Origin of the sequence: Mesorhizobium sp. M1217 (genome assembly GCF_040318275.1) — a bacterium.
Taxonomy (GTDB): Bacteria; Pseudomonadota; Alphaproteobacteria; order Rhizobiales; family Rhizobiaceae; genus Mesorhizobium.
On record NZ_JAMYMA010000016.1, the window covers coordinates 82,748 to 107,754 of the forward strand.

Annotated in this window: 26 protein-coding genes; 12 read left to right on the forward strand and 14 right to left on the reverse strand. The window is 63.5% G+C overall.

Annotated elements, in window-relative coordinates; genetic code table 11:
• Window positions 1-41: 41 nt before the first annotated feature.
• The 4 genes from NKH37_RS24685 to bcoG are packed head-to-tail and all read right to left on the reverse strand — an operon-like array spanning window position 42 to window position 3,858.
• Window positions 42-1,205, reverse strand: a complete 1,164-nt coding sequence (locus tag NKH37_RS24685) for an acyl-CoA dehydrogenase family protein (protein ID WP_352859921.1) — start codon at window positions 1,203-1,205, stop codon at window positions 42-44.
• 4 nt (window positions 1,206-1,209) lie between these two features.
• Window positions 1,210-2,283, reverse strand: a complete 1,074-nt coding sequence (locus tag NKH37_RS24690; protein WP_352716482.1) for a carnitine 3-dehydrogenase — start codon at window positions 2,281-2,283, stop codon at window positions 1,210-1,212.
• Window positions 2,280-2,909: an HD domain-containing protein gene (locus tag NKH37_RS24695; RefSeq protein WP_352716480.1), complete on the reverse strand. Its 630-nt coding sequence runs from the start codon at window positions 2,907-2,909 to the stop codon at window positions 2,280-2,282. Before NKH37_RS24695 ends, NKH37_RS24690 begins: the two co-directional genes overlap by 4 nt.
• Before the next feature lie 37 nt (window positions 2,910-2,946).
• Entirely contained in the window at window positions 2,947-3,858 is a 912-nt protein-coding gene (bcoG, locus tag NKH37_RS24700; protein WP_352716478.1) for a 3-dehydrocarnitine:acetyl-CoA trimethylamine transferase BcoG, read from the reverse strand.
• A gap of 76 nt (window positions 3,859-3,934) precedes the next feature.
• Here bcoG and NKH37_RS24705 point away from each other — a divergent pair, with 76 nt between their 5' ends.
• Complete coding sequence (locus tag NKH37_RS24705) at window positions 3,935-4,915, forward strand: GlxA family transcriptional regulator (protein WP_352591840.1); 981 nt, start codon at window positions 3,935-3,937, stop codon at window positions 4,913-4,915.
• A 6-nt stretch (window positions 4,916-4,921) separates the two neighbouring features.
• Here the strand turns inward: NKH37_RS24705 and NKH37_RS24710 are convergent, their stop codons facing one another.
• Window positions 4,922-5,131 (reverse strand): hypothetical protein, encoded by a 210-nt coding sequence (locus NKH37_RS24710; RefSeq protein ID WP_023718320.1) that lies wholly within the window; start codon window positions 5,129-5,131, stop codon window positions 4,922-4,924.
• A 166-nt stretch (window positions 5,132-5,297) separates the two neighbouring features.
• Window positions 5,298-5,954, reverse strand: a complete 657-nt coding sequence (locus tag NKH37_RS24715) for an O-methyltransferase (protein ID WP_353005971.1) — start codon at window positions 5,952-5,954, stop codon at window positions 5,298-5,300.
• Between the two features lie 93 nt (window positions 5,955-6,047).
• Here NKH37_RS24715 and NKH37_RS24720 point away from each other — a divergent pair, with 93 nt between their 5' ends.
• Window positions 6,048-6,680, forward strand: a complete 633-nt coding sequence (locus NKH37_RS24720; RefSeq protein WP_353005970.1) for a TetR/AcrR family transcriptional regulator — start codon at window positions 6,048-6,050, stop codon at window positions 6,678-6,680.
• Window positions 6,681-6,807: 127 nt separating this feature from the next.
• Here NKH37_RS24720 and xylA read toward each other — a convergent pair whose 3' ends face one another.
• Complete coding sequence (gene xylA, locus NKH37_RS24725; RefSeq protein ID WP_353041668.1) at window positions 6,808-8,133, reverse strand: xylose isomerase; 1,326 nt, start codon at window positions 8,131-8,133, stop codon at window positions 6,808-6,810.
• 110 nt (window positions 8,134-8,243) lie between these two features.
• On the opposite strand from xylA, the gene NKH37_RS24730 reads away from it, so the two are divergent.
• Complete coding sequence (locus NKH37_RS24730; protein WP_353005968.1) at window positions 8,244-8,606, forward strand: nuclear transport factor 2 family protein; 363 nt, start codon at window positions 8,244-8,246, stop codon at window positions 8,604-8,606.
• 38 nt (window positions 8,607-8,644) lie between these two features.
• On the opposite strand, the gene xylB is transcribed toward NKH37_RS24730, so the two are convergent.
• From xylB to NKH37_RS24745, 3 genes are all read right to left on the reverse strand, one after another.
• The gene (gene xylB, locus NKH37_RS24735) at window positions 8,645-10,099 is read right to left on the reverse strand and encodes a xylulokinase (RefSeq protein WP_353005989.1); all 1,455 of its coding nucleotides are present in this window, start codon (window positions 10,097-10,099) and stop codon (window positions 8,645-8,647) included.
• 191 nt (window positions 10,100-10,290) lie between these two features.
• Window positions 10,291-11,616 carry a tetratricopeptide repeat protein gene (locus tag NKH37_RS24740; RefSeq protein WP_352817113.1) on the reverse strand — a complete coding sequence of 442 codons (1,326 nt, stop codon included), beginning with the start codon at window positions 11,614-11,616 and terminating at the stop codon, window positions 10,291-10,293.
• Between the two features lie 9 nt (window positions 11,617-11,625).
• Complete coding sequence (locus NKH37_RS24745) at window positions 11,626-12,249, reverse strand: LysE family translocator (RefSeq protein ID WP_023718327.1); 624 nt, start codon at window positions 12,247-12,249, stop codon at window positions 11,626-11,628.
• A 188-nt stretch (window positions 12,250-12,437) separates the two neighbouring features.
• Between NKH37_RS24745 and NKH37_RS24750 the strand changes: the two genes are divergently transcribed.
• From NKH37_RS24750 to NKH37_RS24790, 9 genes are all read left to right on the forward strand, one after another.
• Entirely contained in the window at window positions 12,438-13,202 is a 765-nt protein-coding gene (locus NKH37_RS24750; protein ID WP_352484715.1) for a L,D-transpeptidase, read from the forward strand.
• A gap of 96 nt (window positions 13,203-13,298) precedes the next feature.
• Window positions 13,299-14,465 carry a diphosphate--fructose-6-phosphate 1-phosphotransferase gene (locus NKH37_RS24755; RefSeq protein WP_352451606.1) on the forward strand — a complete coding sequence of 389 codons (1,167 nt, stop codon included), beginning with the start codon at window positions 13,299-13,301 and terminating at the stop codon, window positions 14,463-14,465.
• A gap of 16 nt (window positions 14,466-14,481) precedes the next feature.
• Window positions 14,482-15,207 (forward strand): MBL fold metallo-hydrolase, encoded by a 726-nt coding sequence (locus tag NKH37_RS24760; RefSeq protein ID WP_353005967.1) that lies wholly within the window; start codon window positions 14,482-14,484, stop codon window positions 15,205-15,207.
• A gap of 367 nt (window positions 15,208-15,574) precedes the next feature.
• Window positions 15,575-17,113 (forward strand): DegQ family serine endoprotease, encoded by a 1,539-nt coding sequence (locus NKH37_RS24765; protein ID WP_353005966.1) that lies wholly within the window; start codon window positions 15,575-15,577, stop codon window positions 17,111-17,113.
• A gap of 132 nt (window positions 17,114-17,245) precedes the next feature.
• A complete protein-coding gene (locus NKH37_RS24770) occupies window positions 17,246-17,857 on the forward strand; it encodes a molybdopterin-dependent oxidoreductase (RefSeq protein ID WP_352817125.1) in 612 nt (203 codons plus the stop codon).
• Window positions 17,854-18,600, forward strand: a complete 747-nt coding sequence (locus NKH37_RS24775) for an FAD-binding oxidoreductase (RefSeq protein WP_023718334.1) — start codon at window positions 17,854-17,856, stop codon at window positions 18,598-18,600. The genes NKH37_RS24770 and NKH37_RS24775 overlap by 4 nt, the downstream gene beginning before the upstream one ends.
• 442 nt (window positions 18,601-19,042) lie before the next feature.
• Window positions 19,043-19,246 (forward strand): DUF680 domain-containing protein, encoded by a 204-nt coding sequence (locus tag NKH37_RS24780; protein WP_023718335.1) that lies wholly within the window; start codon window positions 19,043-19,045, stop codon window positions 19,244-19,246.
• A 71-nt stretch (window positions 19,247-19,317) separates the two neighbouring features.
• The gene (locus tag NKH37_RS24785) at window positions 19,318-19,524 is read left to right on the forward strand and encodes a DUF680 domain-containing protein (protein WP_023718336.1); all 207 of its coding nucleotides are present in this window, start codon (window positions 19,318-19,320) and stop codon (window positions 19,522-19,524) included.
• Window positions 19,525-19,591: 67 nt separating this feature from the next.
• Window positions 19,592-19,831 (forward strand): DUF680 domain-containing protein, encoded by a 240-nt coding sequence (locus NKH37_RS24790; protein WP_352963136.1) that lies wholly within the window; start codon window positions 19,592-19,594, stop codon window positions 19,829-19,831.
• A gap of 181 nt (window positions 19,832-20,012) precedes the next feature.
• Here the strand turns inward: NKH37_RS24790 and NKH37_RS24795 are convergent, their stop codons facing one another.
• The 4 genes from NKH37_RS24795 to NKH37_RS24810 are packed head-to-tail and all read right to left on the reverse strand — an operon-like array spanning window position 20,013 to window position 24,989.
• Window positions 20,013-21,125 carry an ABC transporter ATP-binding protein gene (locus NKH37_RS24795; protein ID WP_352963138.1) on the reverse strand — a complete coding sequence of 371 codons (1,113 nt, stop codon included), beginning with the start codon at window positions 21,123-21,125 and terminating at the stop codon, window positions 20,013-20,015.
• Between the two features lie 25 nt (window positions 21,126-21,150).
• Window positions 21,151-22,815: a beta-galactosidase BglA gene (gene bglA / locus NKH37_RS24800; protein ID WP_353005965.1), complete on the reverse strand. Its 1,665-nt coding sequence runs from the start codon at window positions 22,813-22,815 to the stop codon at window positions 21,151-21,153.
• 4 nt (window positions 22,816-22,819) lie between these two features.
• Window positions 22,820-23,974, reverse strand: coding sequence for a carbohydrate ABC transporter permease (locus tag NKH37_RS24805; protein WP_023718340.1), 1,155 nt, complete (start codon window positions 23,972-23,974; stop codon window positions 22,820-22,822).
• Window position 23,975: 1 nt separating this feature from the next.
• Complete coding sequence (locus tag NKH37_RS24810; RefSeq protein ID WP_352640567.1) at window positions 23,976-24,989, reverse strand: carbohydrate ABC transporter permease; 1,014 nt, start codon at window positions 24,987-24,989, stop codon at window positions 23,976-23,978.
• Window positions 24,990-25,007 lie beyond the last annotated feature (18 nt).

A 25,007-nucleotide genomic window follows, 5' to 3' on the forward strand; every position in this document is an offset into this window, starting at 1 on the left:
ATCTTTTCCAAAAACCGGATTCCACTTTTTGGGATCATGCTCTAGCCCCCGAACGGGCGCAGCAGCGCCCGCGAGATGATGTGGCGCTGGATTTCCGAGGTGCCTTCCCAGATGCGCTCGACGCGGGCGTCGCGCCAGATGCGTTCCAGCGGCAGATCGTCCATCAGCCCCATGCCGCCATGGATCTGGATCGCCTCGTCGGCGACGAAGGCGAGCATCTCGGTGGCCTTCAGCTTGGCCATGGCCATGTCCTGGTCGGTAACGGTGCCCTGATCGTACTTCCAGCCGGCTTCGAACACCATCAGGTCGGCGGCCTTCAGCTCGGTCGCCATGTCGGCGAGCTTGAACGACACGCCTTGGAACTTGCCGATCGGCTGGCCGAATTGCTGGCGCTGCGCGGCGTATTCGATGGCGTGGCCAAGCGCCCGCTCGGCGCGGCCGAGGCAGGTGGCGCCGACCTGCAGGCGCGTCGCGCCGAGCCATGAATTGGCGACGTCGAAGCCCTTGTGGACCTCGCCGAGCACCTGACCTGCCGGCAACCGGCAATCGTCGAATTCGAGGATGGCATTGGTGTAGCCGCGATGCGAGACGTTGCGGTAGCCGTCGCGCACGGTAAAGCCCTTGGTGCCCTTGTCGACGAAGAAGGCGGTGATCTTCTTACGCTTGCCGCGCGCAGAATCCTCTTCACCCGAGGCCATGAAGACGATGGCGAAATCGGCGAGGTCGGCGTGGCTTATGAAATGCTTGGTGCCGTTCAGCACCCAGTCGTCGCCGTCCTGCACGGCGGTTGCCTTCATGCCGCGCAAATCGGAGCCGGCGCCCGGCTCGGTCATTGCAAGGCAATCCCATTTTTCGCCGCGAATGCACGGGAACAGATACTTCTCGCGCTGCTCCGGCGTGCCGGCAAGGAGGATGTTGGAAGGCCGCGCCACGCAGGTCCAGTGCAGCGCGTAATTGGCGCGGCCGAGCTCCTTTTCATAGAGCAGCCAGGTCACCGTATCGAGCCCGGCGCCGCCGACATCGGCCGGCATGTTGGCGGCATAGAGACCAGCTTCGATCGCCTTGGCCTTGATCTCCTCGATCAGCTCACGGCGCAGCACGCCGGTGCGCTCCACTTCGCGCTCATGCGGGTAAAGCTCGTTCTCGACGAAGGCCCGCGTCGTCTCGACGATGAGCTTCTGTTCCTCCGAAAGACCAAAATCCATGGTCTCAGCCTTTCTTCTTTTTCTTCGGCTTTTCAGCCTTGGCCTTCTCGGCAGCCTTGGAGGCGGTGGGCTTCTTCGCCGCAAGCTTAGCCAGCTGCCTGGTATAGTCCTTATGCAGGGCGCCGGCGCCCCAGCCTTTGCCTTTGTTCTGCTTCGACAGTGCCTCCATGATCGCGACCAGATTGTCGTCGCGGATCTTTTCGAGTTCGCGGATCGACAGACCGTGCGCCTGGTCGTCCGACTGGGTCGCGATCAGCTCGACCAATTCGTCGTTGAACTCCGGCACATCCATCAGCTTGGTCCATGGCCATTTCAGGCACGGGCCGAACTGCGCCATGAAGTGGCGCATGCCGGCCTCGCCGCCGGCGACACGATAGACCTGGAACATGCCCATCTGCGCCCAGCGCAGGCCGAAGCCATAGCGCATGATGTCGTCAAGCTCCTCGACCGTGCAGATGCCGTCCTTGACCAGCCACAGCGCCTCGCGCCAGGCCGCTTCGAGCAGGCGGTCGCCGACAAAGGCTTCGATCTCCTTGCGGATCACCACCGGCTTCATGCCGATCGAGGCATACATCTCCTTGGCGACTTCGATCGCCTCGGGAAAGGTCTGTTCGCCGCCGACGATTTCGACCAGTGGCAAGAGATAGACGGGGTTGAACGGATGGCCGACCACCAACCGCTCCGGATGCTTCTTCATCGCCACCTGCATGTCGGTCGGCTTGATGCCGGAGGTGGAGGAGCCGACAATGGCGTTGGCCGGCGCATAAAGGTCGATCTCGGCCAGCACGCGGTGCTTGAGGTCGAGCCGCTCCGGCACGCTTTCCTGGATGAAGTCGGCATCGGCGACCGCCTCGGCGATCGTCTTGGCGAAAGTGAGCTTGCCCTCTTTCGGCAGGCCGCCGGGCAGCATCTGCTTGTAGGCGCGTCGCGCTCCCTTCATCACCTCGCCGACCTTGCGTGACGCCTCGGGGTCGGGATCGAAGATCGACACGTCGATGCCGTTGAGCAGCAGCCGCGCGACCCAGCCGGCGCCGATGACGCCGCCGCCGATGGCTGCCGCCTTGTTGATGATGCTCATGCGGAGGCTCCGGTTCTTGTGCTGGCTGTTGCGGGGTCGGTGAGGGCGACACGCTCGCCGGCACGGATCACGGACGCGTCATAGGCCTTGCGCGCGAACACTTCGAGCACGAAGGGCCGGAAGAAATCGATCGGCAATGTCTCGTAATCCGGGTCGAAGCTCGACTGGTCCCAGCGCTCGCAAAACTCATCGCAATCGTCGAAGTAGATGTGCCCGGCGAAACGGTCGCGGGCGTGCGGGTTGCCGCCGAGGTGATGTGCGTAATAGAGGCGCTGGAAGTCGCCGTGCTTTTCCACCACCCAGGTGCATTGCTCGCGTACAAAGGGCTTCAGGATAGACGCTGCATATTCGTCGTGATTATAGGGCGCGTAGATGTCGCCGATGTCGTGCAGCAAGGCGCAGGCAATCCAGTCGGTGTCGGCGCCGTCGCGCCAGGCCCGCGTCGCCGCCTGCACCGAATGGCCGAGCCGGGTGATCTTGTAGCCCGACAGCCCTTCGTCGAGCTGGACAAGCGCGTCGAGCAGACGCTCACCGGTCTTTGCCGCATAGTCGATCTCGTGCTCGGTGAGGAAGGCATAGTCCTCGCGGTCGCCGTCCTTCATGGCGGTGAACTTCACGGTCTTCATCGGCGGCTCCTCCCAGCCGGGTTCTTCCCGCCCTTGCTCAAAGCGGTGCGCGCTTCGTCAGGTTCAGCTTCTTGCGGACTTCGTCCGGGCCGATGACCCTTGCGCCCATGTTCGACACGATGCTGACCGCCCGCTCGACCAACTGCGCATTGGTCGCCAGCACACCCTTGTCGAGCCAGAGATTATCCTCGAGCCCGACACGGACATTGCCGCCGGCCAGCACCGCGGCAGCGGCATAGGCCATCTGGTTGCGGCCGATGGAAAAGGCCGACCAGGTCCAGCTCGACGGCACGTTGTTGACCATCGCCATGAAGGTGTTGAGATCATCTGGCGCCCCCCACGGCACGCCCATGCACAATTGCACGAGAGCATCCGGATCCAGCACCTTTTCCTCGACCAGCTGCTTGGCAAACCACAGATGCCCGGTGTCGAAGGCCTCGATCTCCGGCTTGACGCCGAGCGCCGTCATCATGCCGCCCATGGCGCGCAGCATGCCGGGCGTGTTGGTCATGACATAGTCGGCTTCGGCGAAATTCATGGTGCCGCAGTCGAGCGTGCAGATCTCCGGCAAGCACTGGCGAACATGTTCCACGCGGTTGGTCGCACCGCCCATATCCGTGCCTTTTTCGTTCAGCGGCAGGGGGGTTTCCGGTGGGCCGAATACCATGTCGCCGCCCATGCCGGCGGTCAGGTTCAAAACGACATCAACGTTTGCCGCGCGGATGCGCTCGGTTACCTCGCGGTAGAGATGCACGTCGCGCCTAGGCTTGCCGGTCTCGGGATCGCGCACATGGCAGTGCACGATCGCAGCCCCTGCCTTTGCCGCCTCGATGGCCGAATCGGCGATCTGCTTGGGCGAGCGCGGCACGTGCGGGCTGCGGTCCTGCGAACTGCCGGACCCGGTCACGGCACAGGTAATGAAAACCTCACGGTTCATCGCTAACGGCATCGGACTCTCTCCCAATAGAACGTAGGGCAAGAATGCCTGACTTGCCGGAAACTGTTTTGCGTTTTAGGAAGATCATGTGACCAAAACCGAAAAACCGACGATCTTTCGTGCCGAACGTTTGCCGCTCAAGGTGACGCTGCTGGTATTCTCCGGCTCGTCGATCATGTGTGTTGCGTCGGCCGTCGACCCGTTGCGCGCCGCCAACCGTATTGCCGGCGAGACGCTGTTCGATTTCAGGCTGGTCTCGGTCACAGGCGAGGCGCCGGTCACCACATGCGGCCTGCCGGTGGCGGTCAGCGGCCGCTTCGATGCGGCTGACACAACCGACATGCTGGTCGTCGTCGCCGGCTTCGGCACGCAGAACTACGCCACTTCAGCCTTGCTTTCCGGACTGCGCCGGGCGGCGCGCGCGGCACGCGCCTGCGGCGGCGTCGAGGCCGGCACCTGGCTGGTGGCGCGCGCGGGCTTGCTGGAGGGGCGCAGCGCCACCACCCACTGGGAGGATATGGAGGATTTTTCTTCGGCCTTTCCCGGCGTCGACGTGCGCCCCGACCGCTACGTCATCGACGGTCCCGTATTCACCTCTGGCGGCGCCTCGCCGACCTTCGACCTGATGCTGCATCTGATCCGCACGCGGCTCGGCATGGCCGTGGCGCTCGATGTCGCGAGCGTCTTCATCTACGACCAGGCGCGCGCCGCGACGGACGCGCAGCCGCTGGTCTCGCTCGGCCGTCTTGACGGCTACGATCCCAGGCTGGCGCAAGCCATCCGGCTGATGGAAGCGCATGTCGACCAGCCCCTGACTGTCGCCGCCGTGGCCAAGCGCGCCGGGGTGACGGCGCGGACGCTGGAAAGTATCTTTCGCAAGTCGATCGGCGAAACGCCGGGCGCCTATTATCTCAGGCTGCGCCTCGGCGCCGCGCGCCGGCTGGTGGTCGATACGCGCATCGCCATGGCGGACATTGCCGGGCGAACGGGGTTTTCGTCCGCCGCGGCATTTTCCAGAGCGTTTTCAAGAGCGTTCGGCGAAGCGCCGGTCAGGCTGCGCCTGAGATAGTGGGGATCAGGCAGCGTCTTGGCGGACGCTGTTGCCGTCGATCTGCGAGCGCATCTGTCTCGCCAGATGGGTCTCGAAGCGGCTGGCGACCGCGCGATCCCATTCGTTTGCACTCAGCGCACCATGCTTGGGGTGCGGCAGCGCCATCAGCCGGTCGATGATCGATCCGGCCTCGCCAGATGAGAGCAGGGCGTCGATTTCGCGTTCGTGCTGCATATCGTTTCGCCTCCTTCTTTCTGATTCCCGCCACGAACCACACTATAGGAACTCCGTGACGGCTGTTTGAAGGCAAGAGCGAGGCGATTGATGGGCGATGCCGGGCAAAGTTTTGTCCGCCGCCGCCCATCTTGGGCACGATCTTTCCGACAGATCAGGCGGTGCGTCAGCCGAGCCGCATGGACAGTTCGACATCCTCGCCGAACGGCGTGGACATGTAGCCGCTTCCGGTCGAGCGCACCCGCGAGAGGTATTCGGGGCAAAGATCGGCATTGTCGGCAACGACCAAGGCGCCCGGCCTGAGGCGACTTTCAACTAGGGTCAAGACCTCGGGATAGAGCGCTTTGGCGCCATCGAGCAGCAGCAGGTCGACCGTTTCGGGAAGATCGACGCTTAATGTTTGCAGCGCGTCTCCCTCTCGGATTTCCACCATGTCGATGAGACCGCCTGCTGTGAGGTTGCTCCTGGCGCGCGCCACCTTGGATGGCTCGAACTCGCTGGTGATCAGGCGCCCGCCGCCATTGTCCCGCAAGGCTGCGACAAGGTGCAGGGTCGAGATGCCGAACGAGGTTCCAAATTCGACGATCGTCCGGGCGCCGCTGCTCCGTGCCAGCATGTAGAGCAGCGTGCCGGTCTCTCGCGAAACGGGAAGCCAGAGATCCTTTAGCCGCCCGTAGAAATCGAGGTATTCGGTCTTGCTCCGAATGAAGCGGCTCCGCTCCTCGGCGGAGAGCTCCGCCACGGCATGGCTCGTTGCCGCAGCGGCTTCCTCGAACAGGCGGTCCAGCAGGGGCGCCAGCGGCGTTGTCGTCAGTGTGGTCATATTGGTCTCCAGTCAAAATTGAATGCGTTCTTGTGCGGCATTCAAAATACGACTAATCAGTCGCATTCACTAATCGCATTGGCGCGCCTCTCAATGAGCGATCACCGAAGTCCGCGGATTTCCTCGCGAAAACAGCCCAAGCAGGCCCGCTCGGCGGAGCTCGTTGCTGCGATTTTGGAGGCTGCTGTTCAGGTTTTGGCGAGGGAAGGCGCGCAGCGCTTCACCACGGCGCGGGTGGCCGAGAAGGCCGGTGTCAGCGTCGGATCGCTGTATCAGTATTTTCCGAACAAGGCGGCGATCCTGTTTCGGCTCCAGAGCGACGAATGGCGGCAGACGACCGACTTGCTGCGCGACATCCTCGAGGATATCAGGAAACCGCCGCTTGAACGGCTGCGCGGCCTGGTCCACGCCTTCCTCCGCTCGGAGTGTGACGAGGCTGCGGTGCGTGTGGCGCTTGACGACGCCGCACCGCTTTACCGCGACGCGCCTGAGGCGCAGGCGGCAAGGGCGTCCGGAGACCGCACCATCCAGCTCTTCATGCAGGAGGCGCTGCCCAACGCCGCGCAAGCGACGCGCGAATTGGCCGGCGACCTGGTCATGACGACGCTGAGCACGGTGGGGAAGCAGTTCTCGGAGGCGCCCCGAACCCCGGCGGAGATCGAAGCCTACGCCGACGCCATGGCCGACATGTTCTGCGTCTACCTAAGAGGCCTCGATCACGGCTAGGACATATGCCAGGCCCGGTCAGCAAGCAGACCGAAAGTGTCGCACCGGGCAAACCTTGTCGGTTTCGGCCCCGCGGAAGCCGCCTTTATCCGCGGCCGCTGAAAATGCGGCCGCGAAACGGCACGCCTCAGACGTACCGGTTGACGATGTTCTCGAGCAGTTCCTGGCGGCCGGATCGGGGCTGCGGCTCGATCTTCTCCTTGACGACGCGATCAGCAATTTCCTCCAGCGTGCGCTTGCCGGCAAGCATCGCCTTGGCCTCGGCCGAATCCCAGCCGGCATAGCGCTCGGCGAGCGGCGCCGACAGCGCCTTGTCCTCGACCATGCGTGCCGCTGCCTTGAGGCCTCGAGCGCAGCAATCCATGCCGCCGATATGACCGATCAGCAGATCCTGCGGATCGAGCGACTGGCTCCTGAGCTTGGCGTCGAAATTGGTGCCGCCGGTCTTGAAGCCGCCCGCCTGCAGTACGTGATAATAGGCGAGCGCCATCTCCGGTACATTGTTTGGGAACTGGTCGGTGTCCCAGCCCGATTGGTAGTCGTTGCGGTTCATGTCGATCGAGCCGAAAATGCCGAGCGCATTGGCCAGCGCCAGTTCATGCTCGAACGAATGGCCGGCCAGGATGGCGTGGCCTTGCTCGATGTTGAGCTTGACCTCGTTCTCCAGTCCGAAACGCTTGAGGAAGCCATAGACGGTGGCGACGTCGTAATCATACTGGTGCTTGGTCGGTTCCTGAGGCTTCGGCTCGATCAGGATGGTGCCTTCGAAGCCGATCCTGTGCTTGTAGTCGACGACCAGATTGAGAAAGCGGCCGGCCTGTTCCTGCTCGCGGGCAAGGTCGGTGTTGAGCAGCGTCTCATAGCCCTCGCGGCCGCCCCACAGCACGTAGTTCTCGCCGTTCAGCCGCTTGGTGATGTCGATGCAGTGTTTCACCGTCGCGGCCGAATAGGCAAAGACGTCCGGATCGGGATTGGTGGCGGCGCCCGACATGAAGCGGCGGTTGGAGAACAGGTTGGCCGTGCCCCACAACAGCTTGACGCCAGTCTGCTTCATCTTTCCCGAGAAATAATCGGCGATCTCGTCGAGCCGCGCCGCACTTTCGGAAAAGTCCCGGCCCTCCGGCCGCACATCGGCATCGTGGAAGCAGAAATAAGGCGCGCCCAGCAACGAAAACATCTCGAAGGCGACGTCGGCCTTGAGCTTGGCCAGCTCCATCGTGTCGATACCGCCGGCCTTGGGGAACCACGGCCGGTCAAACGTCTGGCCGCCGAACGGATCGCCGCCCGGCCAGGCAAAGGAATGCCAATAGGCGACGGCAAAGCGCAGATGGTCTTCCAGCCGCTTGCCGGCGACGATCTCGTCGGGATTGTAGAACCGGTAGGCCAGCGGATTGGTCGAATCCGGTCCCTCATATTTGATCTGTTGGATGTCGCCGAAAAAACCGCTGGTCATGTTCTTTTCCTCTCGCATGGTTCGGCCTGATTACCTCAGGCGTAATTGGTTTCTCGCTGGCGCTGGTCGAAAAGGCTCATGTCAAAGCCACCCAACGAAGGAGACAGACCATGATCGACCTCAACACCATTGCCGAAAACTACATCGCCGCCTGGAACGAGAGCGACGCCGCGCGCAGGAAAGCCTTGCTCAAGGCGATCTTCACCGAGGATGTCGGCTACCGCGATCCGATCATGCAGGGCGACGGCCATGACGGCATCGCGGCGCTGATCGACGGCGTGCAGCAGCGCTTTGCCGGCTTCAGATTCTCGCTGAAAGGCAAGCCGGACGGCTTCGCCGATACCATCCGTTTCTCCTGGAACCTCGGGCCGGAAGGCGTCGAGTCCGTCATCGAAGGCACCGATATCGGCATCATCGAAAATGGCCGGCTGAAAAGCGTCACCGGCTTTCTCGACAAGGTGCCGGCGCAGTGAGGCCTTTTCGGCACGCCGCAGCGAGGGCGGGAAACCGCTCACGCCGTGGCGCTCCTGATCGCCGGGTAGAGCTGGCGGTAGCGCTGATAGGCCTGCGCATAGGCATCGCCGAGGGCGGCGACCGGCTCGACCGTGGCGTCCGTCGCCGGCGCCGTGCACACGGCGCGCGGATCGGCAGCGGTCGCCGCGATCAGGCCAAGCCGGGCCGCACCGAACGCGGCGCCGAAATCGCCGTCGGCGGGAATATCGATGGGCAGGCCAAGCGCGGTGGCGATGGCCTTCAACCAGTAGCGCGAACGCGAGCCGCCGCCGATCGCCGTCACCCGGGTCAGCGTCGTGCCGGCCTTGGCCAGAGCTTCCAGGCTGTCGCGGAAAGCGAAAGCGACGCCTTCGAGCACGGCCTGGGTCAGCGCCGCGCGGCCGGATTCGTGTGCAAGCCCCGTAAACGCGCCGCGAATGGCGGAATCATTGTGCGGCGTCCGTTCGCCTGAGAGATAGGGCAGGAAGGAGACACCGGTCGGCGCCTGCAGCGCATCGCCGAGTTCGGCGGTCAACTCGCCGGCGCTTTTTCCAGCGATCCCCGACAGCCAGTTGAGCGAATCGGTTGCCGACAGGATGACGCCCATCTGGTGCCAGGTGCCGGGCAGTGCGTGGCAGAAGGTATGCACGGCGCTTTCCGGATTGGGCAGATAGGACGCGTTGGCGGCAAAAAGCACGCCCGACGTGCCGAGCGAGACGAACGCCTGCCCGGCGCCGACCGTGCCCATGCCGCAGGCCGAAGCCGCATTGTCGCCGGCACCGCCGGCGATCGGGATGCCCGCCTGCATGCCCCATTTCGCGGCCAGTTCGGCGCGCAAGGCACCGGCCTTGGCCGTGCCTTCGACCAACGACGGCATCTGGCTTTCGTCGAGCGACGTGACAGCGAGCAGTTCGGCGGACCAGGCTCGTCTGCCGACATCGAGCCACGACGTGCCAGCCGAATCCGACATTTCCGAAATATGCTCGCCGGCGAGCCAGAGCCGCAAAAAGTCCTTCGGCAGCAGAACCCTTGCCACCTTGGCGAAAACAGCCGGTTCGTTGTTCCTGACCCAGGCCAGCTTCGGCGCGGTGAAACCGGGAAAGACGATGTTGCCGGTCAGCTTGCGAAAGCGCGGGTCGGCATCGAGTGCAGCCGCCTCGGCGTGGCTTCGCGTGTCGTTCCACAGGATGCAAGGGCGCAGCACCCGATCGGCGGCATCAAGCAGAGTGGCGCCATGCATATGGCCGGAAAGGCCGATGCCTTTGACCGCCGCGAGTTCCTTCGCATGCATTGACCGCAGCTCGCCGACCGCCGCTTCGCAGGCGCGGATCCAGTCGGCCGGGTTCTGCTCGGACCAGCCGGGATGCGGGCGCGACACGTCGAGCGGCGCATGGCCGGAACCGACGATGCTCTGCCTTGCATCGATCAGCAGCGCCTTGACACCCGACGTGCCGAGATCGAGGCCGAGATACATGTTTCCTCCCATGTCCGTCATGCCTGGCGGCGACGGTCTTTCTTGCTTCCCCGCCCGGTCCTGTGACACGGGCGGCGAAGATATCCCGGCAATCGTGCCGCCGGAAACGCACCCCGGTCAACACGAGAAGATTTTTTCGACGCTCGAAAAAATCTGGTCGGGGCAGTTTTTAAGGCAAGATGTGGCCTTGGTCAATTCGCCGCGAGAGCGGTTGCGCGCCGTGAAAACAGTGCCGATAGCGGGCTGTCCGGCCGTGCCAGCGCGCGTTCCGCCGCAAGCGCCCGCGCCAGCGCGCCATCACCGGAACGCAATGCCGCTTCGATCAGCGTCAGGTCGATGACGTCGCGTTGGGCGTGGCTGCCGCCGAAGCGATGGGCGATCGCCCGGATCGGCCGGATCAGGCGGATCGTCCCGGCATAATTACCGTCGCCGAATGCCTTGATGGCGAGCGTCAGGGGATGGCCGACATCCCTGGTGAAACCAGCGTTGTCGTCTTTGCCCTGCATCGCCTCGCGCTGCGCCTCGAGCAAGCCGCGGGCCGGCGCTTCGAGGCCGGCGCCGACAAACGCCATCATTGCGTGGGCGTCGTTGAAGGCATAATGGCCGGCGCTGGCCTTGGGCAACCAGTTGGCGGCCAGTGCCGTCCAGCGGTCGCCGACATCGACGCCGCCGAGATGCAGGCGCCACAGGATCGCCGAGGCATCGACCATGTTGAGCGCCAGCGTCGAGCGCTCGCCATAGATCGGCCCGTCGTAGAGCGCCAGCACGTCGTCGGTCTCGCCGAGGTCGTAATGGAACAGCGCCAGATGCCACCAATTGTGCACCTGCAGAAAGCTTTCCCGCGTCCACGCTTCGGGGTTGGCGCGCATCCACAGAATGCCGTCCTTCTGCCGGCTCTGCATCTCCATGACGTGGGCGACGGCATGCTGGGCCCAGCCGTCGCGCGGCTCGATATCGACCGCCGTGCGGCCAAGTTTTTCGGCGCGCGCGTAGTCGCCCATTTCCTCCAGCCCAAAGGCCTGCATGCCGAGTATGGCGTGGTAGCCCGGCATGCCGCTCTGCCAGGACGGCAGCGCGCGGCCGATGCGGTCGCGCAGCATGCGGGCGTTGCCGGTGAAGAAGTCGATCTGGTGGCCGGTCTGCAGCGCCAGCGCATCGAGCGGGAACTCGATGGCGATATCCTCCAGCACGCGGGCGGCCTCGTGCCAGCGGCCCTCCGCAAGGTGGCCAAGCGCGGCGACATGCGCCTGCTCGCGCGTCGTCGCGGCAAGCGGCAGCGCTGCCTCGTGACATGCCTTGGCCACCGCCGTCGCTTCACGCTCGGTGGCGAGGCCAAAGAGATAACCCTTGAACACATGCGCCATGACGAAGCCGGGATCTTCGGCGATTGCCCGGTCAACGGAACCGACAGGATCGCCGATGAAGCACTGCAATTCGCGCACAGCCTGGCTGTAGGACGAAAACCCGGCCTCCGTCGCGCCAGACAGCGCTAGGCCAAATGCATCCCTGACCGCCATGGCTTGTCCTCAGTTGCCCGAGCGCATCGCCACCGTGGCGATGCCGGCGCCGACCAGCAGCGTGCCGCCGGTGCGGTTGAAGATGCGGATCGCCTTGGGATTGCGCACGACGTTGCGCGCCCTTGCCGCAATCAGCGCATAACCGAAGGCATTGGCGAAGGCGAGCGCCAGGAAGGTCGTCTCGAAGATCAGCATCTGTGTCCAGAAATCCGCATGCCGGTCGAGGAACTGCGGCAGGAAGGCGACAAAAAAGGTGATGCTTTTCGGATTGAGCGCGGTAACCAGCCAGGCATGTGCCGTCATCTTGGCCGATGACACCGCATCGGTGCGCGGTTCGGCCCGCAGCGCGCCGCCGGCGCGAAACAGCTTGATGCCGAGATAGATCAGATAGCCGGCGCCGATCACCTTCAGCACGGTGAATACGGTGGCCGACGCCGCCAGCAGCGCGCCGATGCCCAGCATCGACAGTGTCATCGCGGTGAAGTCGCCGAGCGCCACGCCGACTGCCATCGGCAGCGCGGTGCGCCAGCCCTGGCCGAGCGCATAGGACACCACCAGCAGGATGGTCGGGCCCGGAATGACCAGAAGGACTGCCGAGGCGGCGGCAAATGCGGCCCAGTTTTCGAAGGACATTTTCTTCTCCTTGAGCTCAAAGAAGAGGATAAATCCTTGGCCTCGCGAAGATGTAAAGAGGCAAAAACCGAAAAAGCCCCTCGTTAACGGCAGATGGCTGGCCTTCACGCTTTTTCAACCATGATTGGTGAAAATGCCTGCTATCCGGCCGGACCGTGTTTCCCGCCGATAGCGTAGGGTTTGGGTAAATGCGTGAGTTGCCGCACGGTCTGTCGCTGCCGCATAATGGCGACGCAATCGAAACCGAAATACAGCTTTCCCGCCGCACGGTGCTGTCCGGCGCCGGTGCGCTGGCGCTGCTCGGCGTCGCCGGCTGCAGCCAGACGCTGGATCTGCCGTCGCTCCAGCTCGACGACGTCACCACCGGCTCGATCCGGCCCGTGCGTCCGAGCATCAGCGTCGACAAGAACATCACCAGCCCCGACGTGATGTACGCTTCGCTCACCGACGGTGGCTTCAATGTACCGGAGGTGCCCTACCTCAAGGTCAAGCCGGAGTTCCGCCGCCAGATTGTCGTCGATCCGACCGGCGAGCAACCCGGCACGATCGTCGTTCACTCGCAGGAGCGGCTGCTCTATCTGGTGCAGCCCGGCGGCGAAGCGATCCGTTACGGCGTCGGCATCGGCAAGGACGGATTCCGCTGGTCGGGCCGCGCCAACATCCAGTACGGCAAGGAATGGCCGGTCTGGACCCCACCGCCCGAGATGATCGCCCGCAAGCCGGAGCTGGTGAAATGGCAGAGCGGACAGCCGGGCGGCCTCGACAATCCGCTCGGCGCGCGTGCCCTCTACATCTATCAGAACGGCAGCGATACCGGCTATCGCATCCACGGCTCGCCCGAATGGCGGAGCATCGGCCAGGCGATGTCGTCGGGCTGCGTGCGCCTGATCAACCAGGACATCATCGATCTCTACAGCCGCGTCTCCAAGAAGAATCCGGTCGTCGTCGTCTGACCGGCGGCTTCGCTTTCAGCGATCACTCTGCCGTTGCGCGATGCCGCAAGACAGGCGAATGTGCCTGCGATTTTCATCGCCCGGGAGACGTGACCAATGGCCGGAACTTTTGTCATCGCGCAAGGCGGCGGCCCAACCGCCGTCATCAACCAGACGGTGGTCGGCGCCGCGCTCGAAATCCGCAAGCGGCATCCCGGCGCCAAGGTGCTGGGATCCATCCACGGCGTGCGCGGCATTCGTGACGGCAATTACGTCGATCTTTCCGCCATCCCCGAGGACCGTTTGCGGCTGATCGCGGCGACGCCGAGCGCCGCGCTTGGTTCGACGCGCGACAAGCCGGATGCCGCCTATTGCGACCTCATCCTCAACGGCTTGAAGAAAGCCGGCGCCGACGCCTTCATCTACATCGGCGGCAACGACACGTCGGGCACGCAGCAGATCCTGACCGACGCCGCCGGCGGCAAGATCGCCTTCGTCCATGCGCCGAAAACCATCGACAACGATCTCGAGGAGAACGACCACACGCCCGGCTTCATGTCGGCGGCCGAGTTCGTCGCCGGGGCGTTTCTTTCGGTCGATCTCGATTTCCGCGCTCTGCCGGGCATCTATGTCGGCATCGTCATGGGGCGGCATGCCGGTTTCCTGACGGCCGCGTCCGCGGCATGGCAGCTCGACCAGGACAGCGGCCCGCATCTCGTCTACGTGCCGGAGCGGCCGTTCTCGGCGGCCGGCTTCATCGACGACGTGCGCGCCACGCTCGACCGCCACAAGCGCTGCATCGTTGCCGTCTCCGAAGGCGTCAGCACCGCCGACGGCAAGGCGCTGGTCGAAAGCCTGGTGCCGCCGGAAAGGCTGGAGCGCGACCAGCACGGCAACGTCAAGCTGTCGGGCAGCGACCTGCCGGCAGCCTTGGAGCGCGCGCTGGCCGAGGGATTGCCGGGCAAGCGGGCGCGCGTCGATGCGCTCGGCTACATGCCGCGCGGCTATGTCGGCGCCATCAGCGCGGTGGACGCGCAGGAGGCCTTCGACGCCGGCGCCTTCGCGGTCACGGTCGCCGACGAGGGCGGCGGTTCGGTGGCGCTGCAATATGACGGCAAGAAAACCGTGCTGAAGAAGGTGCCGCTGAAGAACGTCGCCGGCAAGACGCGCCATATGCCGGATGATTTCATGCTGCCCGATGTCAACCGGCTGTCCGATGCGGGGATGGCCTATCTGAAGCGGCTGGTCCCGCAAAAATACAAGGTCGGCAAGCCGTTCGTCTGATGCCGGCCTTGATCTGATGGACAACTGGTTCAGCAAAACCATCGTCGACGCAGAGACGACCATGCTGACCGAGCCCTTCGTGCATGAATTCGTGCGCGCCAATATCTGGCATTTGCGCGGCCGCGACGTCGACCTGCTGGTCGACACCGGCATGGGGATCTGCCCGCTGGCGCCGCAGATCGACACGCCGGCCGGCAAGCCGCTGCTCGCCGTCGCCACGCATATCCATCTCGATCATGTCGGCTCGCTGCACGAGTTTCCGTTGCGGGCAGGGCCGCGCCACAGCGCCGCGCAGTTCGGCAGCATGGATGAAGCAGTGACCTACGCCTACATGTTCCATGATCTGGAAGGGGCTGTCTCCAGGCTGCCGGCGGAGGGCTGGAAAGCCGCCGATTACAGGATTCCGCCAGCGCCGCTGACTAGGACCCTGGACGAGGGCGATAGGGTCGACCTCGGCGACCGCCAATTCCGCGTCCTGCATCTGCCCGGCCACTCTCCTGATTCGATCGCGCTGTTCGACGAGGCCGACGGCCTGTTCTTCGCCGGCGACGCCATCTACGACGCCACGCTGATCGACGACCTGCCGGATTCGGATCGTGCCGCCTACCGCCACACGATGCAGCGGCTGCTCGATCTGCCGATCCGCATCGGCCATGGCGGTCATGGACCGAGCTTCGACGGCAGGCGGATGCGCGAGATCGCCTCGGCGTATCTCAGGCGAACGGACGGGACAGCGGCATAGGAAGCCTCGGCAGGGGCGGTGAGGGGCGGCACAAACCTGAGGCGATTTTTCTTGGGTAGCTATTTTGTTCTTGCTTTGTGCCGGCAGCTATGCTAGTAATTTGGGTATGGTGCTGATTTGCCCCAACGACCCGCCGCAAGGCGGGTTTTTGTTTTCGGCTTTCGGCGCCAGCCCGGCAAGGCGGCTGCCAGCCGGAAATTAAATCTTCGTAATATTATCTGGAAACCACGATCGGCGCCCTAGATGCGGGGCTGTCGATTCGGTCGGCCGCCGTGCCAGGCGAGACAGGCAAGGCCGACACGCCGATGGAGCGTTCCGGTGACGGAACGCTGCGGCGCCCGATCAATCTCTCGCCCGGACAACGGCCATGTCACCAATCCAGACCCTTCGCAGACATCGCGTCGCCGCTTTGCTGGGCGCCGCGCTGATCGTCAGCCCCTTCGCCCTGCCTCTCGCTCCCAGGCTGAATGATGTCCTGGCGGCAACAGTGACGCCACCTGTCACCGGCATGACCGCTCCCAGCGGTTCGTTCGCTCCGGTCGTGGCGGCCGACAAACCGGCAGTGGTGACCATCACGACGGTCATGAAAGCCCAACAGCCGGACACCATGAGCGACGCCTCTCCCTTCGGCGGAAACTCGCCTTTCGACGATTATTTCCGCCATTTCTTCGATGACCAGGGACAGCCCGCCCCCAAAACACCGCCGGAGCAGGCGCCGCGCACCGAGGCCCTCGGTTCAGGCTTCATCGTCGGCGCCGACGGCACCATCGTCACCAACAATCACGTCGTCGACGGCGCCCAGTCGATCAAGGTGACGCTCGACGACGGCACCGAGCTTCCCGCCAAATTGATCGGCCATGACGCCAAGAACGATCTTGCCGTGCTCGAGGTCCAAGCCGGCAAGCCCTTGCCGACCGTCAAATGGGGCGATTCCGACAAGCTCATGCCGGGCGATCAGGTGCTCGCCTTCGGCAATCCTTTCGGCCTTGGCACCACCGTCACGGCCGGCATCGTCTCGGCGCGCGGCCGCGACCTGCACAGCGGGCCGTTTGACGATTTCATCCAGATCGACGCACCGATCAACCGGGGCAATTCCGGCGGCGCGCTGACGGATGTGAACGGCAATGTCGTTGGCATCAACACGGCGATCTTTTCGCCGAATGGCGGCAGCGTCGGCGTCGGCTTCGCCATCCCCTCGGACCAGGCGCAAAAGGTCGTCGCCAAGCTGATGAAGGGCGGCTCCATCCAGTACGGCTATCTCGGCGTCCAGATCCAGCCGGTGACGCCTGATATGGCGAGCGCCATCGGCCTCGATCACCCCGCCGGCGTGCTGGTCGCGCAGGTCAGCGACGGATCGCCGGCCGCCAAGGCCGGCATCGAGACCGGCGATGTCATTACCAGCTTCGCCGGCCGGGACATAAAGGATCCAAGGGACCTGTCACGCGCCGTCGCCGACATTGCGCCCGGCACGAGGGAAGCGCTCAATGTCTGGCGCAAGGGGAAGGGCCTGCAGATCTCCGTCGAGATCGGGCGCAACGAAGACGATATGGCGACGGGATCGGTGGCCGGCGATCAGGGTCAGCCGTCGACGGGGCAGGGCCTTCGCGCACCGACGCTCGGTCTCGGCCTGATGGACGTCACCCCGGATGTGCGCCAGGCAATGAACCTGGCAGGCAACCAGCACGGCGCACTGGTCGAGCGCGTCGACCCGAACAAGGCGGCATCGGCTTCCGGCATTCAGCCCGGCGACATCATCGTCGCCGTCGACCAGCATCCGGTGAGGAGCGCCAGGCAGGCTAACCAGGCGATTTCTCAGGCTGCCAAATCCGGCAAGAAATCGGTGCTGCTGCTTGTCGAGCGCGGCGACGCCCAGATGTTTGTCGCCGTGCCCTTTGCCAGTGGCTGAGGCACGCGCCGCGCTGCCAAGATCGACGTAGAGCACTGCCGCCAGGCCGAGCCAAGATTTCGGTTGCCCGCGGGCGCGTCTTCGAGAAAACTGACAAGGGTCGATTGGACCTTGCGCAAACGGATATTCTCGATGGTTACCCGAGGCTTCTCTTCCGGACGAAAGCCCCCGACGGATACGAATGCACGTATCCCGCCGGGGCAGTATCTCGAGCAAGGTTTCCCGGTCCTGTCGGCCGGCCCGACGCCGCATGTGCGCACCGAGGATTGGTCGTTCACGCTTAAGCACGGGCCGCGGCCGATCAAGAAGTGGAACTGGGCCGAGTTCAATGCGCTGTCCTTGACCAAGATGACGCGCGACATCCATTGCGTGACCGCATGGACCAAGTTCGACACGGCGTGGCAGGGCGTGCTGGTCGACGACATCCTTGCCGACGCCGGCATCGAGCCGCCCACCGCCTTCACGCTGGCGCTGGGTTTCGACGGCTATTCCACCAACGTGCCGACGAAGGATCTCACCGGCGGCAAGGCGATGGTGGCACTGCTTTACGAGGGCAAGCCGATCACCCCCGATCATGGCGGGCCGGCGCGGCTGCTCGTTCCACATCTCTATTTCTGGAAATCGGCCAAATGGCTGAACGGGCTGCAGTTCACCGAGCGTGACGAGCCGGGTTTCTGGGAGTTGCGAGGCTATCATATCTATGGCGACCCGTGGCGCGAGCAGCGCTACACGAACGATCCATGAGCGACGCACCGGCGGCGCAGTCGCCCTGGCAGACAGTCACCATCACCCGCATCCAAAAGCGCACGCCGCGCGTCACCAGCTTTTTCCTGCAGCCATCGCGGCCCTTCGCTTACCGTGCCGGACAGCATGTCGACGTCAGGCTGACGGCGCCTGACGGTTATCAGGCGCGCCGCTCCTATTCCATCGCCTCGGCGCCGGAGACCGGCGAGACCATCGAACTGGCGATTGAAAAACTCGAGGACGGCGAGGTCTCGCCGTTCTTTCACGAGATTGCGGCGGTGGGCGACGACGTCGAATTGCGCGGGCCGCTCGGCGGCCATTTCGTCTGGTCCGACAGCGATGGCGGACCGCTCCTGCTCGTCGGCGGCGGGTCGGGCGTAGTGCCGCTGATGTCGATGGTCCGTCACCGGGCGATGCGGGGGTCGCTGGTCGCCGCCGCCTTGGTATTTTCCGCGCGGGTCTGGGACGAGGTGATCTTTCGCGACGAGTTGATCGACCTCGCCGAGCGCCGGGATGGCTTCGACCTGGTGCTGACGCTGACGCGCGAGCCGGCCCGCCGTCCGGCGGATTATGCGCGGCGGATCGACGCCGCGATGATGGTGCAAGCCATGACGAGGCTGCCCGCGCCGCCGAAGCTGGCCTTCGTCTGCGGCTCGAACGCATTCGTGACGGCCGCCGCCGAGGCACTGATCGATGCCGGCGTCCCGGCGGCACTCATCCGCACCGAACGCTACGGGGTCTGATCCGGTTCTGCTTGCTCCGTTGCAGTCTTCGCTGCCCGGCATAAACGGGCCGAAAACAGGTAGAACGGCAAGGTCGCGTTTGGCTGAAATGGTTAACGATTCGACAAACAACCGCTGCTGCTACTTTTATCGGTTTAAAAAATCGAACCGAACGGTTCGTTTCTGTTGACAATGCGTGCAGGACGCTGTGAACGCTGCCTCTCCAAGCCACCTTGCAGCCAGACCGATGCTATGGGCTATCTACTTGATATTTAGCAATAAAATTGTGGCGGAGGGAATCTCTGGCACAATTTCAAGGTGTAGATTCTTGGTCCACACCAAACAACTTCGTGATTGGAAACTGGCCATTGCCTTTCCCACATCGGGGCTGTCCGAACGACGCGAATTCCTCCCAAGACACGCCGCTCGCCGGACGGAAAAACTGAGATACTGGAGTACTAAAATGAAAAAGATCGCTCTTGCCGCCGTCGCCGTTTTGGCCATCACCGGCAGCGCCTTCGCTGGCAGCGACAACTTTGGTTCCAAGGGTGCGAACCAGCCTGCCGCTTCGGTCGACAGCTCGTACACGGCTTCCATTCAGAAGCCGGCTCATGCTGACGAGCAGCCTGTCCAGGGCGCCGACCGTAACCTCTTCGGCAACAACTAACAGCCGATCCCAGCATCAGGGCGGCGGGCATTATCCGCCGCCCGGGACCCGAGAAATTCAGGAGTATTAAAATGAAAAAGATCGTTCTTGCTGCCGCCGCCGTTCTGGCCATCACCGGCAGCGCTTTCGCCGCTAGCGACAATTATGGTTCCAACGGTGCCAACCAGCCTGCGCCTTCCGTCGATAGCTCGTACACGGCTTCCGTCAAGACGTCGGACCATGCTGAAAAGCAGCCGGTCGTCCAGGGCGCCGACCGCAACCTCTTCGGCAACAACTAATAGCCGATCCCAGCATCAAAGCGGCGGGTGAGCCCGCCGCTTGATTCGAAAATCCAGGAGTACCCAAATGAAAAAGATTGTTCTTACTGCCTTCGCTCTCTTGATTGCCGCCGGCAGCGCCTATGCCCGCAACGACAATGTTGGCGGGACCGACATCAACAAGCAGTCGACCGTCAACGTCGACAAGACGCAGACGTTTTCGGTACGTGACAGCAATTCGCCGATCTACAAACTGCTGAATTCGTCTGGCGATGTGCCCAAGTCCGCGCCTCAGGGCGCCGACCGCAACCTCTTCGGTAACAACTAGAGCAATTCCAGGAAAAGTGTGAAACGGTTTTCCGTCCGGAATTGCGTCAAAACAAAGAGATAGAGCGGTTCGGCGTTTCCATGAAACGATGAACCGCTCTAACAGCCGAACTGGAATTCCAAACAAGAGCGGCGGGCCATGCCCGCCGCTCTTGTCTTTGCATGGCGGAAAAGCGCCTGCTTCAAGCCGCCTTTGCTTCTGCTTCATGGAGCGCGAAAGAGCGCCCGTCGGCGTCGAAAATATGCAGGTCGCCTGCGTCCGCCGTCAGCCGCAGCGTCGCTCCGCGCTTGACCTCGACATTGCCCGGCAGCTTGGTCACCAGCGGCAGGTCGGCGCGGCCGATGTCGACATAGACGAGTTGGACCTCGCCGAGCTGCTCGACATAATCGACCGTCCCTTCGAACAAATAGTCGGCGCCGGTGGCAATCATCAGATCCTCCGGCCGCACGCCGAAGCTCACCGCAGCGCCTTTCACCGAGGCGGGTGTTGTGATCGGCACCGTTGCCTTGCGGCCGCCGACATGGCTGACGACGGTGGGGTCGCCGGTCCTGTCGATCGTTGCCGGCAGGATGTTCATCGCCGGCGAGCCGATGAACTGGGCGACGAACAGATTGCCGGGCCGCTTGTAGAGCTCCATCGGCGTGCCGACCTGTTCGATATGGCCTTCCTTCAGAACCACGATGCGGTCGGCCAGCGTCATCGCCTCGACCTGGTCGTGGGTGACGTAGATCATCGTTGTGGCCGGCATCGATTCCTTGAGCTTGGCGATCTCGATGCGGGTAGCGACGCGCAGCGCCGCGTCGAGGTTGGACAGCGGCTCGTCGAACAGGAAGACCTTGGGATTGCGCACGATGGCGCGGCCGATAGCGACGCGCTGGCGCTGGCCGCCCGACATCGCCTTGGGCAGACGGTCGAGATATTTGGTCAGCTGCAGGATCTCGGCCGCCTGGCGCACCCGCTTGTCGATCTCGGCCTTGCTTTCCTTGCCGATCTTCATCGAGAACGCCATGTTGTCGTAGACGGTCATGTGCGGATAGAGCGCATAGGACTGGAACACCATGGCGATGCCGCGCTTCGACGGCGGCACGTCGTTGACGATTTCGCCGTCTATCTTGAGCTCGCCTGAGGTGATCTCCTCCAGCCCGGCGATGCAGCGCAGCAAGGTCGACTTGCCGCAACCAGACGGACCGACGAAGACGATGAATTCGCCCGACTTTATGTCGAGGTCGACGCCGTGCAGAATGTTGAGATTGCCGTATGATTTCTTCACTTGCCTTAGCGTGACATCGGCCATGGTACCCTCCAGTTCTTCCTTGAATTCAGTCGATACGCCCGAACCAGGCGCCGTAGCCGCCGAGGCGGATAGTGCCGGCGCCAGTCTGTCCCGAAAACCCGTGTCCCGGCAAGGGCTGCAGTGAGCGGCCGCCGAGATCGACCTCGGCCGGCTTTGCTCCGAGATTGAAGGCGCAGACGATCTGCTCGTTGCCTTCGCGGCGCGTGAAGGCGACGGTGTCGCCCTCGCTTTCGATGAACTCGATATCGCCCTTGGCCAGCGCCGGATGGGCGCGGCGGAAAGCCAGGAAGCGCCGATAGTGCTCGAGCAGCGAGCCGTCGTCGCCCTGCTGCACATTGACCGCTTGCGCAAGATGCTTGCTGGGCACCGGCAGCCAGGGCTTTGCCGTCGAGAAGCCGCCATTGCGGGCAGCGCCGTCCCAAACCATCGGCGTGCGGCAGCCATCGCGGCCCTTGAATTCCGGCCAGAAGCGGATGCCGTATGGGTCCTGCAGATCCTCGAAGCTGAGCTCGGCCTCGCTAAGCCCGAGCTCCTCGCCCTGATAGATGCAGACCGAGCCGCGCAACGACATCAGCAGCGCCGAGATGACCTTGAGGTAGGCGGTCGGGTCGGGCTCGCCGGCAGCCCAGCGCGAGGCAGGGCGCATCACGTCATGGTTGGAGAAGGCCCAGCACGACCAACCGTCGCTGGCCACCTTGCCGAAGGTTTCCAGCACCGAGCGCACCTTTGCCGCGCTGATCTTCTCCGGCGCCAGGAAGTCGAAGGAGTAGCACATATGCACGCGTTTGCCGCCTGCCGTATAGGCCGCCACCACTTCCAGCCCACGCTGCGAATCGCCGACTTCGCCAACCGCGGCCGTCGCCGGATATTCGTCGAGCAAGGCGCGGAAGCGTTCGAGGAAGCCGAGGTTTTCAGGCCGGCTCTTGTCGTAGAGATGGTCCTGGTAGTTGTAGGGGTTGACGGCCGGCGCCGTCTGGTCGTTGCGCTGCTCGGGCGGCAGCGGCGGATTGTCTTCCAGGCCTTGGCTGTGGAAGTAGAAATTGATGGTATCGAGGCGAAAGCCATCGACGCCGCGCTCCAGCCAGAAGCGGGTGACATCGAGCAGCGCGTCCTGGACCGCGCGGCTGTGGAAGTTGAGGTCGGGCTGCTCGGCCAGGAAATTATGCAGGTAATATTGCTGGCGGCTGGTGTCCCACTGCCAGGCCGAGCCGCCGAAGATCGACAGCCAGTTGTTGGGCGGCGTGCCGTCCGGCTTGGCATCCGCCCAGACATACCAGTCGGCTTTTGGATTGCTGCGGCTCGAACGGCTTTCCTTGAACCATGGATGGATGTCGGCGGTGTGCGAGAGCACCTCGTCGATCATCACCTTGAGGCCAAGCCGGTGCGCCTCTGCGGTCAGCGCGTCGAAGTCGGCCAGCGTGCCGAACATCGGATCGACGTCGCAATAATCCGACACGTCGTAGCCGAAATCCTTCATCGGCGATTTGAAAAATGGCGAGATCCAGATGGCGTCGGCATCAAGCGAGGCGATGTACGGCAGCCGGCCGATGATGCCCCTGAGGTCGCCGATGCCGTCGCCGTTCGAATCCTGATAGCTGCGCGGATAGATCTGGTAGATCACGGCACCTCGCCACCAGTCGCGATCGATCGCGAGATCGGGCTTCGGGGTCGCCTTCAAAGCGGATTGCATGATTTCAACCTCCTTTCACCGAGCCGGCAAGCAGCCCGCGGACGAAATAGCGCTGCAGCGAGAAGAACACGATCAGCGGCACGATGATGGTGACGAAGGCCGATGTCGTCAGGATCTCCCAGTCGCCGCCGCGCGAACCGAGCAACGCATTGAGCTTGGCGGTCAGCACGATCTGGTCGCCCTCGGTACCGAGGAAAACCATCGCCACCAGCAGATCGTTCCACACCCAGAGAAACTGGAAGATGGCGAACGAGGCCAGCACCGGGAACGACAATGGCAGGACGATCTTGACGAAGATCTCGAAATCGCTGGCGCCGTCGATCCGCGCCGATTCCATGATCTCGCGTGGCAGGCCGGCAATATAACTCCTCAACAGATAGATGGCGAAGGGCAGGCCGAAGCCGGTATGCGCCAGCCAGATGCCGAGATAGGTTTTCGACGGCACGCCGAAGAAACTGCCGACGCCGTTGTAGAGCTTCAACAGCGGGATCAGTGACATCTGCAGCGGCACGACCAGGAGGCCGATGATGACGGCGATGAGCAGCGCCCGGCCGGGAAAGCGCATCCACGCCAAAGCGTAGGCGGCGAACGCGGCGATCAGGATCGGGATCACGGTCGCCGGAATAGTGACTGTCAGCGAGTTCATGAAGGAGCGGCCGATGCCTTCCGAAAACAGCACCGTGTCGTAATTGTCGGTGGTGAATTTCGGCGGCGCCGACGAGGCGTAATAGACGCGCTGGCCGCGTTCGCTTTCGAAAGCCTTCGGCGAGGTCATGACGAAACTGCCGTCGGCATTGAGCTGCAGGGTCACGCCGTCCCCGAGATCGGCTGTCGTGCCGGCGGGATATTGCGTCGGCGCTGCCGACTTGACGCCGAAGGCGCTGATGTTGCGGGCAGGACCGTCGCCGAAGATATTGCCTTGCAGGACGAACTTGCCGTCCTTCTCGACCTGCGCCGAAGCGGGCGGCAGCCGTCCGGCTTCCGTCTGGCTGGAACTGGTGAACGAGTTCCACCAGCCCGAAGCGATGATCTGGTCCTTGTCGCGCAGCGACGAGACCAGGATGCCGAGCGTCGGGATCGTCCAGATCGCAACGAAGATGAAGACGGCGATATGGACGCCGAAACGGCTGACAAAGGACTTTCCGGTCGCCACGGCCATCTCAATGTCCCTCCGTCTCTTTGTTCGCCTGGCGGATGTTCCAGACCATGATCGGAATGACCGCGATCATGATGATGATGGCGATGGTGGCGCCGCGGCCGAAATCGCCGCCGCCGCGGAACATCCAGTCGAACATCAGATTGGCCAGCACCTGGCTGTTCCACTGGCCGTTGGTCATGGTCAGCACGATGTCGAAAACCTTCAGCACCAGGATGGTGATGGTGGTCCAGACTACGGCGATGGTGCCCCAGATCTGCGGCACCATGATCTTCCAGAAGATCTGGAAAGGATTGGCGCCGTCGATGACGGCGGCTTCCAGCGTCTCTTCCGGAATGCCGCGCAAGGCCGACGACAGGATGACCATGGCAAAGCCGGTCTGGATCCAGATCAGGATGACCATCAGGAAGAAGTTGTTCCAGAACGGCAGCGATATCCAGACCTGCGGCTGGCCGCCGAAATACTGGATGATGGCGTTGAGCAGACCGATCTGCGTCTGGCCGTCGCCGCGATACTCGTAGATGAATTTCCAGATGACGCTGGCGCCGACGAAGGAGATGGCCAGCGGCAGGAAGATCAGGCTCTTGGCGATGGTGCCCCACCAGATCTTGTCGGTGAGCACGGCGATGATCAGCCCGAGGAAGGTGCAGGCGGCCGGCACCACTGCCAGCCAGATGATGTTGTTGAGGATCGAGTTGCGGAACTCGCGGTCGCCGAACGCCCAGTGATAGTTGGCCAAGCCGACGAAATGGCCGCCGCCGCGATCGAGGAACGACAGCCTCAGCGTCTCCACCACCGGGTAGATCAGGTAGATGGTGAGGATGATCATCGCCGGCCCGACGAACAGCCACGGCCGGATCACCCCCTGCCGCCGCAGATTGTTAATCGCCGCCTTGCCGGAAACGCCGCGTGCCGGAAAGATCGTATCGAGTGCCTTGTTGGCGCCCCAGAAATAGGCGACGCAGCCGCCCACGCCGATGATGATGACGAATATCGCCGAAAAAATCTGAGCCGCCATGGGTCCCTCCCCCTGCGC

Excerpts from the sequence above, each read along its gene's own strand:
- NKH37_RS24750 (WP_352484715.1), top strand. The coding sequence starts at position 12,438 with ATGCGTGAGTTGCCGCACGGTCTGTCGCTGCCGCATAATGGCGACGCA.
- NKH37_RS24770 (WP_352817125.1), top strand. The coding sequence starts at position 17,246 with ATGGTTACCCGAGGCTTCTCTTCCGGACGAAAGCCCCCGACGGATACG.
- NKH37_RS24780 (WP_023718335.1), top strand. The coding sequence starts at position 19,043 with ATGAAAAAGATCGCTCTTGCCGCCGTCGCCGTTTTGGCCATCACCGGC.
- NKH37_RS24765 (WP_353005966.1), top strand. The coding sequence starts at position 15,575 with ATGTCACCAATCCAGACCCTTCGCAGACATCGCGTCGCCGCTTTGCTG.
- xylA (WP_353041668.1), bottom strand. The coding sequence starts at position 8,133 with ATGACCAGCGGTTTTTTCGGCGACATCCAACAGATCAAATATGAGGGA.
- NKH37_RS24755 (WP_352451606.1), top strand. The coding sequence starts at position 13,299 with ATGGCCGGAACTTTTGTCATCGCGCAAGGCGGCGGCCCAACCGCCGTC.
- NKH37_RS24730 (WP_353005968.1), top strand. The coding sequence starts at position 8,244 with ATGATCGACCTCAACACCATTGCCGAAAACTACATCGCCGCCTGGAAC.
- NKH37_RS24805 (WP_023718340.1), bottom strand. The coding sequence starts at position 23,974 with ATGGCCGTGGCGACCGGAAAGTCCTTTGTCAGCCGTTTCGGCGTCCAT.
- NKH37_RS24745 (WP_023718327.1), bottom strand. The coding sequence starts at position 12,249 with ATGTCCTTCGAAAACTGGGCCGCATTTGCCGCCGCCTCGGCAGTCCTT.
- NKH37_RS24685 (WP_352859921.1), bottom strand. The coding sequence starts at position 1,205 with ATGGATTTTGGTCTTTCGGAGGAACAGAAGCTCATCGTCGAGACGACG.
- NKH37_RS24695 (WP_352716480.1), bottom strand. The coding sequence starts at position 2,909 with ATGAAGACCGTGAAGTTCACCGCCATGAAGGACGGCGACCGCGAGGAC.
- NKH37_RS24790 (WP_352963136.1), top strand. The coding sequence starts at position 19,592 with ATGAAAAAGATTGTTCTTACTGCCTTCGCTCTCTTGATTGCCGCCGGC.
- NKH37_RS24710 (WP_023718320.1), bottom strand. The coding sequence starts at position 5,131 with ATGCAGCACGAACGCGAAATCGACGCCCTGCTCTCATCTGGCGAGGCC.
- NKH37_RS24740 (WP_352817113.1), bottom strand. The coding sequence starts at position 11,616 with ATGGCGGTCAGGGATGCATTTGGCCTAGCGCTGTCTGGCGCGACGGAG.
- bcoG (WP_352716478.1), bottom strand. The coding sequence starts at position 3,858 with ATGCCGTTAGCGATGAACCGTGAGGTTTTCATTACCTGTGCCGTGACC.
- bglA (WP_353005965.1), bottom strand. The coding sequence starts at position 22,815 with ATGCAATCCGCTTTGAAGGCGACCCCGAAGCCCGATCTCGCGATCGAT.
- NKH37_RS24690 (WP_352716482.1), bottom strand. The coding sequence starts at position 2,283 with ATGAGCATCATCAACAAGGCGGCAGCCATCGGCGGCGGCGTCATCGGC.
- NKH37_RS24715 (WP_353005971.1), bottom strand. The coding sequence starts at position 5,954 with ATGACCACACTGACGACAACGCCGCTGGCGCCCCTGCTGGACCGCCTG.
- NKH37_RS24720 (WP_353005970.1), top strand. The coding sequence starts at position 6,048 with ATGAGCGATCACCGAAGTCCGCGGATTTCCTCGCGAAAACAGCCCAAG.
- NKH37_RS24775 (WP_023718334.1), top strand. The coding sequence starts at position 17,854 with ATGAGCGACGCACCGGCGGCGCAGTCGCCCTGGCAGACAGTCACCATC.
- xylB (WP_353005989.1), bottom strand. The coding sequence starts at position 10,099 with ATGTATCTCGGCCTCGATCTCGGCACGTCGGGTGTCAAGGCGCTGCTG.
- NKH37_RS24810 (WP_352640567.1), bottom strand. The coding sequence starts at position 24,989 with ATGGCGGCTCAGATTTTTTCGGCGATATTCGTCATCATCATCGGCGTG.
- NKH37_RS24760 (WP_353005967.1), top strand. The coding sequence starts at position 14,482 with ATGGACAACTGGTTCAGCAAAACCATCGTCGACGCAGAGACGACCATG.
- NKH37_RS24785 (WP_023718336.1), top strand. The coding sequence starts at position 19,318 with ATGAAAAAGATCGTTCTTGCTGCCGCCGCCGTTCTGGCCATCACCGGC.
- NKH37_RS24795 (WP_352963138.1), bottom strand. The coding sequence starts at position 21,125 with ATGGCCGATGTCACGCTAAGGCAAGTGAAGAAATCATACGGCAATCTC.